At 63.8% G+C, this 17,129-nt stretch carries 11 protein-coding genes, 2 rRNA genes and 1 other RNA gene (1 of these 14 cut by a window edge); 2 read left to right on the top strand and 12 right to left on the bottom strand.

Annotated elements, in window-relative coordinates; genetic code table 11:
* Positions 1-8: 8 nt before the first annotated feature.
* Together ELEN_RS03030 and ffs are read right to left on the bottom strand one after the other, a co-directional pair.
* Positions 9-848: a VTT domain-containing protein gene (locus ELEN_RS03030; protein WP_009305167.1), complete on the bottom strand. Its 840-nt coding sequence runs from the start codon at positions 846-848 to the stop codon at positions 9-11.
* Positions 849-884: 36 nt separating this feature from the next.
* An RNA gene (gene ffs / locus ELEN_RS15830) (signal recognition particle sRNA small type) lies at positions 885-980 on the bottom strand.
* Between the two features lie 323 nt (positions 981-1,303).
* Here ffs and ELEN_RS03025 point away from each other — a divergent pair.
* Entirely contained in the window at positions 1,304-2,764 is a 1,461-nt protein-coding gene (locus ELEN_RS03025) for a radical SAM/SPASM domain-containing protein (RefSeq protein ID WP_009609472.1), read from the top strand.
* 85 nt (positions 2,765-2,849) lie between these two features.
* Here the strand turns inward: ELEN_RS03025 and aspS are convergent, their stop codons facing one another.
* The 4 genes from aspS to ELEN_RS03005 form a co-directional block, all read right to left on the bottom strand.
* Positions 2,850-4,628 carry an aspartate--tRNA ligase gene (gene aspS, locus ELEN_RS03020; protein WP_009609490.1) on the bottom strand — a complete coding sequence of 593 codons (1,779 nt, stop codon included), beginning with the start codon at positions 4,626-4,628 and terminating at the stop codon, positions 2,850-2,852.
* Between the two features lie 154 nt (positions 4,629-4,782).
* Positions 4,783-5,196, bottom strand: coding sequence for a type II toxin-antitoxin system VapC family toxin (locus ELEN_RS03015; RefSeq protein ID WP_035577846.1), 414 nt, complete (start codon positions 5,194-5,196; stop codon positions 4,783-4,785).
* Positions 5,193-5,585, bottom strand: a complete 393-nt coding sequence (locus ELEN_RS03010) for a ribbon-helix-helix domain-containing protein (RefSeq protein WP_009609486.1) — start codon at positions 5,583-5,585, stop codon at positions 5,193-5,195. The genes ELEN_RS03015 and ELEN_RS03010 overlap by 4 nt, the downstream gene beginning before the upstream one ends.
* Before the next feature lie 178 nt (positions 5,586-5,763).
* Positions 5,764-7,245, bottom strand: a complete 1,482-nt coding sequence (locus ELEN_RS03005; protein WP_009609499.1) for a helix-turn-helix domain-containing protein — start codon at positions 7,243-7,245, stop codon at positions 5,764-5,766.
* Between the two features lie 239 nt (positions 7,246-7,484).
* Between ELEN_RS03005 and ELEN_RS03000 the strand changes: the two genes are divergently transcribed.
* A complete protein-coding gene (locus ELEN_RS03000; RefSeq protein ID WP_009609476.1) occupies positions 7,485-9,251 on the top strand; it encodes an FAD-dependent oxidoreductase in 1,767 nt (588 codons plus the stop codon).
* Positions 9,252-9,344: 93 nt separating this feature from the next.
* Here ELEN_RS03000 and hisS read toward each other — a convergent pair whose 3' ends face one another.
* The 6 genes from hisS to ELEN_RS02970 all read right to left on the bottom strand — a co-directional run.
* Positions 9,345-10,718, bottom strand: a complete 1,374-nt coding sequence (hisS, locus tag ELEN_RS02995; RefSeq protein ID WP_009609493.1) for a histidine--tRNA ligase — start codon at positions 10,716-10,718, stop codon at positions 9,345-9,347.
* Positions 10,719-10,784: 66 nt separating this feature from the next.
* Complete coding sequence (locus tag ELEN_RS02990) at positions 10,785-13,475, bottom strand: hypothetical protein (RefSeq protein WP_009305175.1); 2,691 nt, start codon at positions 13,473-13,475, stop codon at positions 10,785-10,787.
* Positions 13,476-13,592: 117 nt separating this feature from the next.
* The gene (locus ELEN_RS02985) at positions 13,593-13,973 is read right to left on the bottom strand and encodes a NifB/NifX family molybdenum-iron cluster-binding protein (protein WP_015760050.1); all 381 of its coding nucleotides are present in this window, start codon (positions 13,971-13,973) and stop codon (positions 13,593-13,595) included.
* A 34-nt stretch (positions 13,974-14,007) separates the two neighbouring features.
* Positions 14,008-14,421, bottom strand: a complete 414-nt coding sequence (locus ELEN_RS02980; RefSeq protein WP_009609487.1) for a PadR family transcriptional regulator — start codon at positions 14,419-14,421, stop codon at positions 14,008-14,010.
* 344 nt (positions 14,422-14,765) lie between these two features.
* Positions 14,766-14,880, bottom strand: a 5S ribosomal RNA gene (gene rrf, locus ELEN_RS02975).
* A gap of 120 nt (positions 14,881-15,000) precedes the next feature.
* Positions 15,001-17,129, bottom strand: a 23S ribosomal RNA gene (locus tag ELEN_RS02970); it runs 842 nt beyond the window's last position.

Here is a 17,129-nt window from a genome sequence, read left to right as displayed (position 1 = left end):
CTTCCCTGCTACTCCGTTTCGGACTCCGCCTTCGCATGAGCGCCGTGCGGCATCTCCTGAACCGCCTTCGCGACAGGGGCCGCATGCTTGCCGGAGAGCCCTTCTTCGACTGCCGCATGAGCGCCGCGCAGCTCGAGCTCCTCGACCAATTCGGCATCGATCCCGGCTTGGGCCTGCGTGCGTCCGTCAGCCGTCTTCTTCTTGCGCGAGCTCATAGCGGCCTTGACGGCGCCGATGATAGCCGGAGCCACCGACACGGCGACAATGCCCAGCACGATGACCTCGAAGTGATCCTGCACGAGCGGAATACCGCCGAAGAAGTATCCCACCAAAACGAACAGGCTGACCCAGGCTATGCCGCCGATGCAGTTGAACAGCGTGAACTTGCCGAAGTTCATATGGCCGGTACCCGCAATGAACGGGGCGAACGTGCGGAAGAACGGCATGAAGCGCGTGATGACGATGGTGAGCCCGCCGTATTTGGCAAAGAAATGGTCGAGCTTGCTCATGCGTTCAGGCGTGAGCGCTTTCACTTTGCCGGAATCGATGATGCGCGCGCCGAAGAACCGCGCGATCCAGTAATTCGACGTGTTGCCCAAGATAGCGGCAACGTAGAACACGATGAGCGTAGCCCAGACGTTCAACCCTCCACCGTCGGCAGAGAACACGCCCGCCGCGAACAACAGCGAATCGCCCGGCAAAAACGGGAAGAACACAAGACCCGTCTCCACGAACACGATGAGAAACAGCGGCGAGTACACCCACAGCGGCCCCAGCGCGATGATCCAGCCCGCGATAGCCCCCCGCGGATCCGAGAGCAGGTTGACGAAGAAATTGATGATGTCCATGTCGTCCTCGCGGTCACAGCCCGATACAAAAAAGTATCTCGAATAGGCAGGGGCGCTCGCCAGCGGTCCCTTATGGCTGCTTCCTCCCGGACCTGACCAGGTTCGGAACATGGCGCCGCCCCGGCCCATTCGAGATACTCAAAACAACAACCGCTCCAGTATAAAGGAAGCGCAAAATCCGGTCGAACCCCAACCCTCTGAAGCAACCAAAAGCACACAGTCTCGACCATCGCGTTCGCCGTCGAGACCGCAGGAATCCTTTGCCTTGCGGTGCCGCGCCGTCGCAAGCCGTCGTCTTTCCAGCTAAGTTGATCGAACCCGATCCTCTGCAGAACACCCAGATAGATCCATTCGTTTCCAACTTGGCGATCGCCCTTCTTCATTTCGTTACCGGAATCTACGTAAGATGATTATTCGGCATTCGTGGAACAATCAATGCATTAGAGGAGGAAGCGATGAAGGCAACCGATCAGATCAAGCACGCGGCCTTCGAGAAGACGCTCGATTATCTCTTGGAAGACCCCGAGCGCAACGCCACCAAGATCATGGATATGCTGGACAAGGTAGCACCTGCCGACTTGTTCCCCAGTCAGAGGACCGCCTTCCGCAACGCTATCGACCAGCAGAGCAATTGGTACCAGCTCATCACGCGCTTGCTCGAGCTGAATCCCGTGATGCGCAACGACTTCATCAAGACGTTCCTCGTTGACGGCAACCTCATGGCATGGCCAAAGCAGGAGACCATGCGCGAGAAGCACCGCTGCAACGTGCCCTGGGCCATCCTCATGGATCCTACGAGCGCCTGCAACTTGCACTGCACCGGTTGTTGGGCCGCCGAGTACGGTCACCAGGAAAACCTCTCCTACGACGAACTGGACTCCATTATCCGCCAAGGCACCGAGCTCGGCACCTACGTGTACATCTACACCGGCGGCGAGCCGCTCGTGCGCAAGCGGGATCTCATCGCGCTCTGCGAAGCGCATTCCGACTGCTCGTTCCTCTCGTTCACCAACGCGACGCTCATAGACGAAGAGTTTTGCCAAGATTTGCTGCGCGTGAAGAACTTCATCCCCGCCATCAGCGTGGAAGGCTTCGAGGAAGCAACCGATGGACGCCGCGGCGAGGGCACGTACCAAAAGGTCGTCCGGGCAATGCGCCTGCTCAAACAGCACGGGCTCCCCTTCGGCGTCTCGTGCTGCTACACGTCAGCCAACGCCGATTCCATCGCCTCCGAGGAGTTCTTCGACTGGATGATCGGCCAGGGCGTCCTATTCGCCTGGATATTCACCTACATGCCCGTAGGCGTGGACGCGCCCGTCGAACTCATGGTGCAAGCCGACCAGCGCGAACGCCTCTACCGCTTCGTCCGCGAGATGCGCAGCAAGAAACCGCTGTTCACCCTCGACTTCCAAAACGATGGCGAGTTCGTGGGCGGATGCATCGCCGGCGGACGACGCTATCTGCATATCAACGCCGCCGGCGACGTGGAGCCGTGCGTGTTCGCGCACTACGCCAACGCGAACATACGCGAGACGACGTTGCTCGATGCCCTGAAATCTCCGATCTTCATGCAGTACTACGAGCGGCAGCCGTTCAACGACAACTTGCTGCGTCCCTGCCCCATCTTGGAGAACCGGGACGTGCTGGCGGACATGGTGGAAACCGCCGGCGCCCACTCCACCGACCTGCAGGCGAAGGAAAGCGCGCGCGACCTGTGCGCCAAGTGCACGCGTTCCATCGAGGAATGGGAACCTGTGGCCGAGCGCATCTGGACCGACCCCGCCGATCCGCTGTTCGATAAACGTCACGATCCCGGCCAAGGCATGGCCGAAACCGATAAGAACAAGTTCGATCGCCTGAACCGGCAGCGCAAGCCTTTGGAAGACAAGGCCCAGACCGGCGAACCAGCGGCGTAGTCCGGCGCAGACGACAACGCATTCGGATAGAACAGGGGCCCGTTGAGATCAACGGGCCCCTCGATGCGTTCTTTCGCTCGCTTCCCTACAGCGTGCGCAGATTGACTTCCTTGAGCTGGCGGCCCGTCACGGCGCTCGGGGCGCCGGTCATCGGATCGCTCGCGGAGCTCGTCTTCGGGAAGGCGATGACGTCGCGGATGGACGCCTTGCCGCCCAGCAGCATGACCAGACGGTCGAGGCCCAGCGCGATGCCGCCATGCGGCGGGGCGCCCAGCTCAAGCGCGTGGATGAGGTGGCCGAACTTCTCCTCGATCTCCTCGTCCGTCAAGCCGCACGTGCGCAGCACGGCGCGCTGCTCGTCGGCGTTGTGGATACGGATGGTGCCGCCGCCCACCTCGAAGCCGTCCATGACCAGGTCGTAGCTGTAGCTGCCGCATGCCAGCGGGTCGCTCTCGATCTTGTCCACGTCCTCGTCCAGCACGTGGGTGAACGGATGATGCTCGGCGGCGTACTTCTTCTCGTCCTCGTCGTACTTGAACATGGGGAAGTTCACCACCCACAGCAGCTGATGGCCCTCGCGCGGCACGTTCAGCGCATCGGCCATGTGCAGGCGCAGAGCGCTCAGCACGGCGCTCGCCACCTCGTAGGTGTCGGCGGCGAACAGCAGAAGGTCGCCCGGCTCCACGTCCATGGCCTCCTTCAGCGCGGCGAACTCCTCGTCGCTGAAGAACTTGATGATGGGGCTCTTCTCCTTGCCGTCGGTCGTGAACGCGATCCAGGCCATGCCCTTCGCGCCGTTCTCGGCTGCGATGTCGGCCAGCTTCTCCACGTCGCCGCGGCTCCAGTCGCCCGCGCCCTTCGCGTTGATGGCCTTCACCACGCCGCCGGACTGCGCCACGCTCGAGAACACCTTGAAGCCCGTGTTCTTCACGATGTCGGTGATGTCCACCAGCTCCATGCCGAAGCGCGTGTCGGGGCGGTCGTTGCCGAAGCGGTCCATGGACTCGCGGTATTGCATGCGCTGAAGCGGGAAGGCGTGCTCCACGCCCACGGCCGCCAACGTCTCGGCCATGACGTCCTCCATGAGGTTCATCACGTCCTCGCCCTGCACGAAGCCCATCTCGATGTCCACCTGCGTGAACTCGGGCTGACGGTCGGCGCGCAGGTCCTCGTCGCGGAAGCAGCGGGCGATCTGGTAATAGCGCTCGATGCCGCCCACCATCAGCATCTGCTTGAACTGCTGGGGGCTCTGAGGCAGCGCGTAGAAACGGCCCGGGTTCGGGCGGCTCGGCACGATGTAGTCGCGTGCGCCCTCGGGCGTGGAGTTCGCCAGGATGGGCGTCTCCACCTCCAGGAAGCCGCGCTCGTTCAGCGCGCCGCGCATGGCCTGGGCCACCTTGTGGCGCAAGTGCAGGGCCTGATACATCTCGGGACGGCGGATGTCCAGGTAGCGCCACTTCATGCGCGTGGTCTCGTCCGTCTCGATGCCGTCCTCGATGGAGAACGGCGGCGTCACGCTCGTGTTCAGGACCTCGACGGACTTCGCCAGCACTTCGATCTCGCCCGTGGCCATGTTGGGGTTCACGGCCTCCGCCCCGCGCTCGCGCACGGTGCCGGCGATCTTCAGCACGTACTCGCGGCCCAGGTGCTCGGCCTTCGCGAAGTCGTCGGCGCTCACGCAGTCGGGATCGACGACCACCTGCGTGTAGCCCGCGCGGTCGCGCAGGTCGACGAAGATGAGCCCGCCGTGGTCGCGGTTGTGCCACGCCCAGCCGCACAGCACGACCTCGCGGCCGACGTCGCCTTTGCGCAGCTCGCCGCACGTGGCGGTGTGCATGCAGTATTCGTTCATGAAGTCCGTCATAACGTTGGTTCCTTGCTCCTCAGCACTGCTATCTGCATTCGCCGCCCCTCCGTGACGCGGCAAACGTTACTCAAACTTAGCCATTGTACAGTATCGAAGGCGCGCGGGTCGAAACAGGTATCCGGTTTCATGCAAAATGCGCGCGAACGACCCGCTAGAAGTTCGTATCGGTCAGCACACAGTCCACCCCGTTGTCCAAGCACAGCTGCTGCAGCTTGCGATCCAGCGTGAACAACGTGGCCGCATTGCGCCGCGCGAGCACGAAGTACAGCATGTCGTAAACGGGATGGCGCAAGCGCATCGCTTCTTTCGTGGCCTCGCAGCACTGGGTTTTATCAAGATCACAGAACTCGTCTACGAGAGCGATCGCTTTCTCGATGTTGGCGCATACCGTTTTCTCATCAAGAAGACCCGCTTTATGGTATTTCCAAAAAGCATTCGACACCTCAATGAGAAAGAGCTGAGAGCTGATTACCTCTTCTCCTTCAAGCATCAATTGCCTCAGAGCTCGACCGGCTTCGGTCTCCCTTACCATGTCAACCGCCGCAGAACAATCAAGGACTATCATGCTTCGACCGCCTTCTGCTTCTCGGCAGCAATCATCGCGTCGATAATCGCATCCCGCTCCTCGCGACCCTGGCGTATGAGTTCCACCGTGTCCGGAAAATCATCCGGAACGTCAAATTTCGGCAGCTTGTCGATCTCCGCGAACAGCTCCTTGCGCTTCTCGATGCGCACGGCTCGCTTCGCCTCGGTGTCGAAGTCGAAGTAACGCGGGCGCCGCTCCAGGCGGTGCAGGTCATGCCCGTCCCAATAATGCTGCGCGTCGGCGGCCTCCAGCATCTGCTCCACCGCCACGATGGTCTGCTGCGCGATGCTGCGATGCTGGCTGGCCGCATACGCCTTCAACTGCTCGTACAAATCGTCGGGAAAATCTCGCACCTGCAACGCCGGCATGAGGGCTCCTTTCATGAAACTGCGATATGCATGTAGTATACATGACCGAGCACTCAAACGCCACCGGCGCCCCACGCGACACCGATCAATGCCGTAAATAGGGGCAGCCGCCTTTTAAGACGTTTGCCTATCCCGCCCCTCGCGAACACGCCGCCCGCCCCGGCGGCGCGGGCGCGCCTCATATCAATCCCGACCCGAACAGCACGAGGTCGAGCAGCTCCTGCTTCGAGTGGATGTTCAGCTTCTCGTACACGTGCTTGATATGGGTGCGCGTCGTGTTGTGCGAGATCGTCAACTCCTCGGCGATGTACTTCGCGCTGCGCCCCATGGCGATGAGCCCGAGTATCTCGGCCTCCCGCGGCGTCAAGCCGTTCTCCAGCGCGAGCTTGCGGCAGTACGCCAGCATCTCGGACGGCATCGCCTCGTCTTCCGTCTCCGCCTCGGCGCGCGCCCGCGGCTCCTCGGCCCGCCTCTCCTCCTCGCGCGGCTGCTTCCTCTTCGGCACCCCGCGCAGCAGCTGCCTTCCCACGCTGAAGAAGTACAGCGCCGTCAGCGCCCCGGCCACCGCAAGCGCGCACGATGAGAAGCTCAGCGTGGACACGCGCGCGATCAGCTGGCCGATGCACATGGCCTCGAACATCAGCCCCACGGCCAACCCGCGGATGGCGTACACCGAATCGCGGATGTCGTAAGCGAAGATGGCGATGAGCAGCACCCACACGTTGCTCTCCCACAGCGCGTCCGGCGCGTTCGACGGGATGGCCGCCCCGCCCATCACCAGCCCGATGGAGAACAGGGGCAGATAGCACACGCAAAACGAAAGCACCGCGGTGCCGCGCGGCGACAGCGCGCCCCGTTGCTGCGAGAACCGGCTCATCAGCCAGCAGCAGAACGCCATGAGGATGACCGCCAGCACCTCGAACAGCACCATGTAGTTAAGCCCCGACGACAACACGTCGTTCTCGCGCCCCGCCAAGTACACGGTCACGCTGCAGCCGATGGCGAACGCCGCTGCAACCGCCACCAGCACTTGCAGCGCCTGCGTCCCCTCGCCCAGCGCGGGCGCATCGCCCTCGTCGGCGGGCTTGGCGGCGCGGATGATGCACGCGATGGTCACCAGCGGCAGCGCGAGCAGGAACCCCTGCGCGATCGTGTCCGAGAACGAGCTGACGCAGCGGAACAGAAAATAGCACACGACGGCCACCACGAGCGCCGGATCGAGGTAGAACGAGGCGCTCTCGGGCCGCGAAGCGTGGATGGTCGACGTCCAGATGACGATGATCCACCCGCACGCAAGCCCCAGCAAGGCGCCCGACGCATAGAACAGCCCCACGCCCACCACCGGCAGCATCGACACGAGCGCGAGCGTGGCTCCCAACGCCGCCGTCACGCTGACCGCCGGTATCCCCAAAGCCGATTCCGCGAACCGGCGCGCCCGCAGCAGCGGCTTCGACAGCAGATGCGCCGCGATGACCGATGCGATGACCACGAGGAAGAACACGGACAGCTCCGTCGACGTGCGATCAACCCCGATCGAGTACATCGCCCGGATGACCATATGCGACGTGAAGAAGTACAGCACCCCGATTCCTGCGTCCAGCACCGTCGGGCGGACGAACAGCGTGGAGCCTCCTTCGGTATCGGCCCTCCCCTTTTCCATGATTCCCCTTCCATGGACGCGATGCCATGGTGCCAGTATAAATGACAGCGCCGCCAAGGAATAACGCATTTCGAGTGAGATGCGCGCCCGCATGCCTTCGAACCCGCCAATGCCACGTTTTGAGTGACGCGCGCCGGCCCGATCGGGCATACGCTACATCCCGTCGAGCGTCGCGCAAGACGAAGCGAAAGACGTCGCCGCAGCGCTCGGCAGGGGATCATCCGAACGAAGGAGGGAACATGGGAACAGCAAGGTCGATGGATCGTCGCAGCTTCCTGAAGGGCGCCACGGTGGCCGGAGCCGCCGCGGCCGCAGCGGGCACGCTCGGCTTGGCCGGATGCGCGCCGCAGGATAAGGAAACCGTCGCCGCCGCATCGGGCGACCTCGTGCTCGACGCCGAGAAATTCACGAACGCGAAGTGGAACTTCGAGATTCCGCCCGAGCCCGTGGACGAGAGCAAGATCGGAAACACCGTGGAATGCGAGATCCTCGTCATCGGCGCCGGCGTGGGCGGCCTCGTCACCGCCACGTCCGCCGTCGAGGAAGGCGCCGACGTCGTGGTAATCGCCTCGAGCGACGGCCCCGTGTCGCGCGGCGGCTCCAACGCGGCGTTCAACACGCGCCTCACCCACGAGCTGGGCCTCGACTTCACCCGCGAGGAGATCGAACCCATCTTCCAGGAGATCTTCGCGTCGAACAGCTTCCGCCTCGACCAGGAGAAGTGGTGGCTCGTCTACAACGAGTCCGGCAACGCCATGAACTGGCTCATGGACAAGATGGAGCCCTACGGCATCTCCGCCGTCATCGAGAACAACCAGCGCGACGGCGGCACCGACTGGTGGGACGGCGGCCCGCTCAAAACGCTGAACGTATCCCACTCCTTCGTCGCCGAGGGTGCCCAAGCGGCCGGCGCGTCGCAGCAGATCGTCGTCGAAGCGCTGACCGAGGAAATCCAGAAGGGCGGCGGCCAGGTCTTCTTCAGCACCACCGCCGTGCAGCTCGACCGCGAGGGCGACAACACCGGCCGCGTCACCGGCTGCGTGGCCAAGCGCGACGGCGAGTACACCCGCTACAAGGCCACGAAGGGCGTCGTGCTGGCCACGGGCGACTTCTCGCAGGACAAGGACATGGTGGCGAAGTACTGCCCCATGGCGCTGCCCTTCGGCTACGGCGGCGTCTACGACGGCAGCGGCCTCAAGCTGGCGCTGTGGATCGGCGCGTCCTGGCAGAAGTACACGCCGAACGCCCCCATGCTGGCCACGATGGGCGACGAAGTGCTGCCCTGCCGCTGGTGGGCGGAAGGCGCGCTCACCACGTTCCCCGGCCTGCTGGTGAACAAGAAGGGCGTGCGCTACTCCAACGAAAACTGCACGTACGGCTACATGCCCTATCCGCAGCGCGTGCAGCCCGACGGATGCGCGTTCCTCATCTGGGACGAGAACTGGGTGCAGGACTCCGCCCCCTGGCAGAGCGACCGCGTGGGCGGCGAGCCGCGCGACACGCAGGAGGTCTACGACGCCATCCAGGCGCTGTTCGACCCCAACACCGACTGGACCACCACCGACGAGTACGCCGGCTTCGACGCCACGATGGCCGAGAACGCCGTGAAGGCCGACACGCTCGAAGAGCTGGCCGACGGTCTGGGTCTGCCGCGCGAGGAGTTCCTCGCCCAGGTCGAACGGTACAACTCGTACTGCGAGACGGGCCTCGACGACGAGTTCCACAAGGACAAGCGCTTCCTGCTGCCAGTGAAGCAGCCCCCGTTCTACGGCATCAAAAACGAGCCTTACACGCTATGCATCACAGGAGGCCTCAACACCGACATCCAGATGCACGTGTGCGATAACCAAAACGACCCCATCCCCGGCCTGTACGGCGTGGGCACCGTCGTGGGAGACATGTACGGCGACGTGTACGACTACAAGGTGCCCGGCATCAACCTGGGCGGGGCCTGCACCACCTTCGGCTACCTGCTCGGCAAGAACCTGAGCGCCGGGAAATGGTAAGCCTCTAACAAGATCCTCCCTCTCCCAAGCGAAGGCGGCCTCTCGGCCGCCTTCGTCGTCTTGCTCGCTATCGCCCCTCCCGCACGCTGACGGCTATCGGGCTTCCAGCTTGCCCAGCACAGCCTCGAGGGAATCCGCCTCTCCACCGAACGGCTCGCCGCCGAAATGCGCCAGCAGCTTCTTCAGCGCGGCGAGATCCGCCGCGCTCTCCTGGTGCGTCCGCATGTTGCGCACCTTCACCTGGCCGGCGGCCAGCTCGTCGGGACCCAGCACCGCAACGACCACGGCACCCAGCTTGTCGGCCAGCTTGAACTGGCTCTTCAAGCTGCGATGCTGATGATCCATCTCGCCGATGAGCCCCGCGTCGCGGCAAGCCTGAACGAGCGAGAACGCCTCCGCGCGCACCGAGTCGTCCACGCAGGCCACGAAGAAGTCGCAGCGCCGAGCCGCGGGGAACTCGTAGCCCGCCGCCTGCAGCGCCAACGCGCACCGCTCGTAGCCCAGCGCGAAGCCGAAGCCGGGCGTGGGGCGCCCGCCCACCTCCTCGGCCAGCTTGTCGTAGCGCCCTCCGCCACCGATGGCGTTCTGGCTGCCCATACCCTCGGTCACCTGCACTTCGAACACCGTGCGCGTGTAGTAGTCCAAGCCGCGCACCAGCTTCGGATCCTCCTCGAAGGAAAGGCCCGCGCCGCCGAGGTACGCCTTCACGGTGTCGTAGTGCTCGCGGCAGTCGTCGCATAGGTGCTCGGTGATCTTCGGCGCATCGGCCATCACGGCGGCGCAGTCGGGGTTCTTGCAATCGAACGCGCGCAGCGGGTTGATCTCCGCGCGGCGCTTGCACTCGTCGCACAGCTCGTCCGCATGCGCGTCCATGTACGCCTTCACGGCATCGCGGTACGCCGGGCGACACTGCTCGCAGCCCATAGAGTTCACCAGAAGGCGCGTGGCGTCCACGGGAATGCCGATGGCGGCGAAGAAGCGCATGAGCATGATGATGCCCTCGGCGTCCACGCTGGGATCTTCGGCGCCCAGGCACTCGACGCCTACCTGGTTGAACTGACGCTGGCGACCCTTCTGCGGACGCTCGGCGCGGAACATCGGGCCTGCGTACATGAGCTTCGCCGGAGCCGCGCCCTGCGGCACCAGATCGTGCTGCACCACCGCGCGCACCACACCCGCCGTGCCTTCGGGACGCAGCGACAGGCGGCTCTTGCCCTTGATGGTGCCGCCGCCCAGAAGCTTGTTCAGGTTCTCGCCCGAGATCGCCGTGAACATCTCCTTCGACACGACATCGGTAGCCTCGCCGATGCCGCGCACGAACAGCTCGGTCTGCTCGAAGACGGGCGTCTCGATAGTCACATAGCCGTAGCGACCGAACATGTCGGCGGCCGTCGCCTTGAAGTGCGCCCAGAATTTCGCCTCGTCGGGCAGGAGGTCCTTCGTTCCTTCGGGAGCTTGCAAAGCCATGGCGTATCCTTCGTCTCTCGCATTCTGAATCGGTCTATTGTAGCGCAAACACCCGCGAAGCCGCCATCACTCGCCCAACGAACGGAGCACGTTCACCAGCGCGTCGTCCGGACGGTAGCGCAGGCGCAGGGCCAGCAGGTTGCGTGCGACGGGGAACATCCCGACATCGACGGCAGCGGACGCGCCGGAGCCCAACGCTTCGAGCACCTCGGCGGTAGGCGCCACCGGCACCGCATGCTTCGCCAGTTCTTCGTCGACGACTTCCCTCGGCGGCAGCGCCACGCCCGTCTCCTCCACCAGCTCCTGGAGTTCGGCCGTGGCCTGCATCGCCATCGACGACGAGGTCATGAGCGATTTAAGGTAGCATGCCGCGCCCGCCTGCGGCCGTCCCGCCTTCCACAGCACGTACGCAAGCTGGTAGTACGCCATGGCGATGTCGCTGGGCTGCACGGCGATCAGCAGTCCCTCCTCCAGCACCGCGGCGGCGTTCTCCATGTCGCCCACCAACATGTAAGCGCGACCCAGCTGACGGTAGCCGGCTGCCGTCGCAGGCCCCAGCTCGATGGCGCGCTGGCCGAACCGCAACGCCTCTTCGGTACGCTCGAACGAGTGCTCCAAAAGCTGCGTGATCTCCAGATGGCACAGGTAGTAGGAATCGGGGACCACCTCCACCCGCTTGCCCGCATCCGCCGAAGCGCGCGACGGAGCGCCCGCACCCGCCCGCGCACGGTTGTACAGCACGCGCGACGCGTACGAGTCGAACGAACGGTACACGGTGGTCGCGCCGTCCACGAACCCGTCGAGGGCCGCCGCTTCCCCTACGGCATCGATGAGCACCTGCACCGCCGTCTCCTGGTCGCCGCTCGTAGACAACGACCGAGCACGTCCGAGCGCCGCAAGGCACCGATCCTCTCCGAGGAAGCGCGCCACCACTGCGTTCTGATCGCCCAAGCCGATCTCGCCTTCGGCAAGCGCCGCCATGAGCCGCGTGCACGACGCTACCGTACGGTCGTCGTCCTGGACTGCCGCCTCCTCCTGCGCCGCGCGAACGAGCCGGATGGCGTCCGCCGTGCTCGAAGCGCGCACGATCTCGTCGGCAAGGCCTTCGGCCATGCGGCGACGCGCAGCATGAAAGGTGATGCGCATGTCCTTGCATCGCTCGGCGCCCAGCTGGACGCGCATGTCGTCCGCCAACGCCCCGTCGACCACTTCCGGCATCTGCAGACGCAGCTCGTGCGACGGAAGGGCGTCGACGTACGCGAACGCTTCGGCCGCCTCCACATCGAAGATCGCCCCGCTCGCCGCATACGGCGGCAACGGGTCGCCGGCGCGCGCATCCTCGAAGCGTCCGAACGCCTCGTACGTTTCCCGAGCGAACGTCGTCTGCACGAACGCCCGCGCAGACGACTCGCGCGGAAACTCTCCCTTACTTTCGTCGCTCGAGCTCGGCGCCGCGTTCTCGCACGGCCGCGCCACGATGTCGACGCGTCGGATTCCAGACGAAGCGTCGAATGCAGCAGCAGCCAGCACCAGCCCCAGATGCAGCGCGTAGCGATGCGCCTGCGCGTCCCGATCGCGCTCGCTCGCCTGCACCCAGCCGCTTTCCTCCCGCCACGCCCACGACGGCATGAGCGACGCGCCCGGAACCTTCAGATCGAACGCCGCCGCCCCCGCCTCCACGTCGAAGCGCATCGACGCGTCCAAACGCACCGGAAGCCGCAACCGCTCGAGCATCGCCCCTATCGCGCACCGCACGCTCCATTCGCCCGCCCGCTCTGCCGCAGGCGCATCCGCAGGCCCGTCCATCACTGGACGCTGCGCAGCCACCGTTTCCAGCAGATAGGCGTCCCACCGAGCGCAATCCGCCTCCGTTGCCATCGAGGCGCGATCGCCGAACGCCTCGCTTACCAGCAGAAACCGATTGAGCGCAGCCTCGATCGCCCACACCGTCTCGATCGTGATAGGAGCTTCCCCGTCTTCCACGCCCAGATAATAGGTGTTGGCGTAGCGCACGGTGCGAACCAAGCGCAGCGCCTCGTCCTTGACCCCTGCCAGTTTGTCCAGCCCCGCCTCGGTCAGCCAGTGCGCCAAGCAGCTGACGAGCGCAGGAGGCTTGCACACCGGATCGTCCTCGGCACAGCGCGCGTCCTCCACGATGGATCGCATCGCCGTCAAGGGCTTGTCACCCTTCAGCCGCTCGAACACGCCGCCGATGCCGCGCTCGGGTACCGACGGCGCTCCGAGCGAAGGACGCAGCACGAACGCCAAATACGCCCGAGCCATCGCGTCTTCGTACGTCAAGTTCATGTCGTACGGGCCGAAGTCGTACCAAGAATCGAACAGCGCATAGCGGCCGCTTGCGCAGCGGTACTGGGCAACATCTTTTTTCGACCCGTCGCTTTCATGGACGTACACGCACCCCAGCTCTTCTCCGGCAGCCTGCTGGGGAACCCTCGCGAACGTCAGATCGGGAGTCCTCGCCGGAGGCACGGCAGACGCTTCGCTCGTCGAAAACACGCGCCCGAACGGATCGATATAAGCCAAGATCGCGATATCGCTTTTTCCGAAGAACTCGACAACATAGAGTCCGCCCGTGGCGGGCGTCGGCAGCCCCTTGCTCACCCAACCGTACGACCGAACAGGCTCCTCCTGCGTGATAGCGATCGGAGGCACCGCCCCTTCCAGCACGCAGCGCTTCGACGTCAGAAGGTCCGCTGCCCCGAGACGATATCTGCCTTCTTCATCGAGTTGCCGCACCGCTTCGTCCTTTCATTCGCTTCCTTGCAGCATAGCATGACCTTTCAAACGCGCAAAGAAGAACACCCTCGAAGCCCAAGCTTCGAGGGTGTTCGAACGACCTCGTCAAACAGGTGATCAGTGGTGATGGTTGCACGCGTTGTCCGCGCTCATCACCGGCACGCTGCCCGCAGCCACCAGCTTCGCCGCATCACCCACGATCGGCGTCTGGTTTTCGAAGTACACCGTGATGCCCGCCTGGTTGAAGCCCGTGAGCGGGCGCATGCCCATGCCCGCCGCCACGATAGCGTCCACTCCGGCTTTGGCCAACAAGCCGACCGGACGCATGCACTCGCCTTCCTCGTGCGGAGGGTTGGCCACCTCGCTCGTACCCGTGATCTCGCCATCGGCGATCTCCACCACAGTGAAGCAGTCGCAGTGGCCGAAATGCCCCGCGCGCTCGGATTCCAACCCCGCTTCGCCCATCGTCGGCACCGCAAGCTTCATCGTCTCGCCCATCTCGCCCTTCTTTCATTCATGTCCGGATAATACTTCAAACGTCGTTTCGTTTCAGCTCCGCCAAGCCGCCTTCCAGCAACTCGACCAGCAAATCATCGAGGCGCCGTCGCGCCCGAAGCGCATCGAGCCACTGTTCGGCCAGTTCGACTCCCTGCTGCGTCAGCTCGTACTCGCGACGGCGCGGCCCAACGTCCTCGTCGCACCATCGAGATGCCACCGCACCTTCGTCCTCGAGCCGTCTGAGCGACCGGTACAAGCCGCCTACGTCGACATCCACCTCGCCATTCGTACGCTCGAGGATCGCCTTGCGCATGTCGTAGCCATATCCGCCCGCATACAGCAATGCTGCAAGGGCGGCAGGCTCGACCAACGCCCCGCCGCCGCCTCCGCGGCGTCGACAACACGGCTGACGCGCCGCACCCTCTCCGCCGCAATCGTCTCTCGGCATAGGCCCCACTTCCTTCCGCAAGCTCGCCTCTATATGCTAATAACATCTATACTCCTTAAGCATGCATGTTGTCAACATATATAGCAAGCGAGTTGTCCCAACGGCGCTTCGGCGCATGCGGAACGCAAGGAAAAGGGAAGCAGTAGACAATGGGAGAAAGAAGAGGGCGAATAAGGCCGGAGACGGATTACTCGAAGGCTTCGCGATCCAGCTCCCGAGCGGGATGAGCCTCAAGACCCCGGACACGGAACGCCACGCGCCTCCTAGGGGAGCGGAGCCCCGGAACGCGCGGAGGCCCCGCCTCCCGAGGGGGGCGGGGCCTCCGCATGCCGAAACGCCCTCCGCGAGCGCGACGCCCTATCCTCCCACAGCCTGACGCTGCAGTACTTTCGGCGATGGCGGGCTTAACTGCCGGGTTCGGAATGGGACCGGGTGATCCCCGCCTCCATGGTCGCGCTCGCGCAGGGCGTTCCCGCGCGGGCCTGTATGGCCCCGTCAGGGCCGCGGGATCCCCCCGCGCCACCCTGGCGGTTGCACAGCGCTCGTGACTTTCGATCGCGCAACCCGAGGGATATGCATGCGAAGAAGAGCTCGGGCTATTAGTACCGCTCGGCTGAGGCGCTCGCACGCCTTGCACCTGCGGCCTATCGACCAGGTGTTCTGCCTGGGCCCTTACCGGAAAGAGGACTCATCTTGGAGACGGCTTCCCACTTAGATGCTTTCAGCGGTTATCCGTGCCGGACGTAGCTAGGCAGCCGTGCCGTTGGTCGACAACTGCTGCACCAGAGGTCCGTCCACCCCGGTCCTCTCGTACTAGGGGCAGACCTCCTCAATCCTCTTGCGCCTGCGGAGGATAGGGACCGAACTGTCTCACGACGTTCTGAACCCAGCTCGCGTACCGCTTTAAATGGCGAACAGCCATACCCTTGGGACCGACTTCAGCCCCAGGATGCGATGAGCCGACATCGAGGTGCCAAACCTTGCCGTCGATGTGGACTCTTGGGCAAGATCAGCCTGTTATCCCCGGAGTACCTTTTATCCGTTGAGCGACGGCCATTCCACTCTGTGCCGCCGGATCACTAGAACCGACTTTCGTCTCTGCTCGGCTTGTGGGCCTCGCAGTCAAGCCCGCTTGTACTCTTGCGCTCTGCGAACGGTTGCCGACCGTTCTGAGCGGACCTTTGCGCGCCTCCGTTACGTTTTGGGAGGCGACCGCCCCAGTCAAACTACCCGCCTGACACGGTCCCCCCGCCGGATCACGGCCGGGGGTTAGATCGCCGACGCGACGAGGGCAGTATTCCAAGGTCGGCTCCGCCCGGGCTGGCGCCCGGGCTTCGCAGCCTCCTGCCTATCCTCTACGCGCCGAGCCAACGATCAATGTCAAGCTGCAGTAAAGGTTCACGGGGTCTTTCCGTCCTTCCGCAGGTAATTCGCATCTTCACGAATAATACAATTTCACCGGGTCCATGGTTGAGACAGCGCCCAAATCGTTACGCCATTCGTGCAGGTCGGAACTTACCCGACAAGGAATTTCGCTACCTTAGGACCGTTATAGTTACGGCCGCCGTTTACTGGGGCTTGGCTTCAGAGCTTCGCCTTGCGGCTGACCCATCCGCGTAACCTTCCAGCACCGGGCAGGCGTCAGACCCTATACGTCGCCTTACGGCTTTGCAGAGTCCTGTGTTTTTGATAAACAGTCGCTTGGGCCGTTTCGCTGCGACCCCCGGCCGCTCGGGGAGCTAGTCCCGTCACCGCCAGGGGCACTCCTTCTCCCGAAGTTACGGAGTCAGTATGCCGAGTTCCTTAACCATGGTTCTCCCGATCGCCTCGGTATGCTCTACCTGCCCACCTGTGTCGGTTTTGGTACGGGCGCCTGCGTCCCTTCCTAGAGGTTTTTCTCGGAAGCATGGGCTCGCCGACTTCAGCATAAGCTTTCGTCTCGCGTCTCAGGATATATGCGCCGCTGATTTCCATGCGATGCTCCCTACGCGCTTTCACGGGGACGTCCAGAACCCCGCTCGGCTACCCTTCTCCGTCACCCCGTCGGTGATAGCGGTCCGCAGGCGGTACAGGAATGTCCGCCTGTTGCGCATCGGCTACGCCTCTCGGCCTCGCCTTAGCTCCCGACTGACCCTGGGAGGATTAGCCTTGCCCAGGAACCCTTAGGCTTACGGCGGCGGCGTTTCTCGCGCCGCTCTCGTTACTCATGCCAGCATTCTCACTTCCCCGCGCTCCACCGAGGGTCGCCCTCTCGGCTTCTCCGCTGCGGGGAAAGCTCCCCTACCACTAATATAGATTAGTCCGCCGCTTCGGTACCATGCTTAGCCCCGTGAATTGTCGGCGCATGTCCACTTGACCAGTGAGCTGTTACGCACTCTTTAAATGCATGGCTGCTTCTAAGCCAACATCCTGGTTGTCTAGGCAAACGCACATCCTTTGCCACTCAGCATGGATTTGGGGACCTTAGCGGGCGGTCTGGGCTGTTTCCCTCTCGAACACACAGCTTAGCCCACATGTTCTGACTCCCGGCCTCTGATCCGGCGGCATTCGGAGTTTGGTTCGTGTCGGTAGGCGGTGAAGCCCCCTCGACGATCCAGTGCTCTACCGCCGTCGGAGAACGGCCGAGGCTAGCCCTAAAGCTATTTCGGGGAGAACGAGATATCTCCGGGTTTGATTGGCCTTTCACCCCTATCCACGGGTCATCCCCT

The organism is Eggerthella lenta DSM 2243 (assembly GCF_000024265.1).
In the GTDB taxonomy this organism is placed as follows: domain Bacteria; phylum Actinomycetota; class Coriobacteriia; order Coriobacteriales; family Eggerthellaceae; genus Eggerthella; species Eggerthella lenta.
The sequence above is the reverse complement of the archived record's forward strand: the minus strand, read 5'-3'. Positions and strand labels throughout refer to the sequence as shown.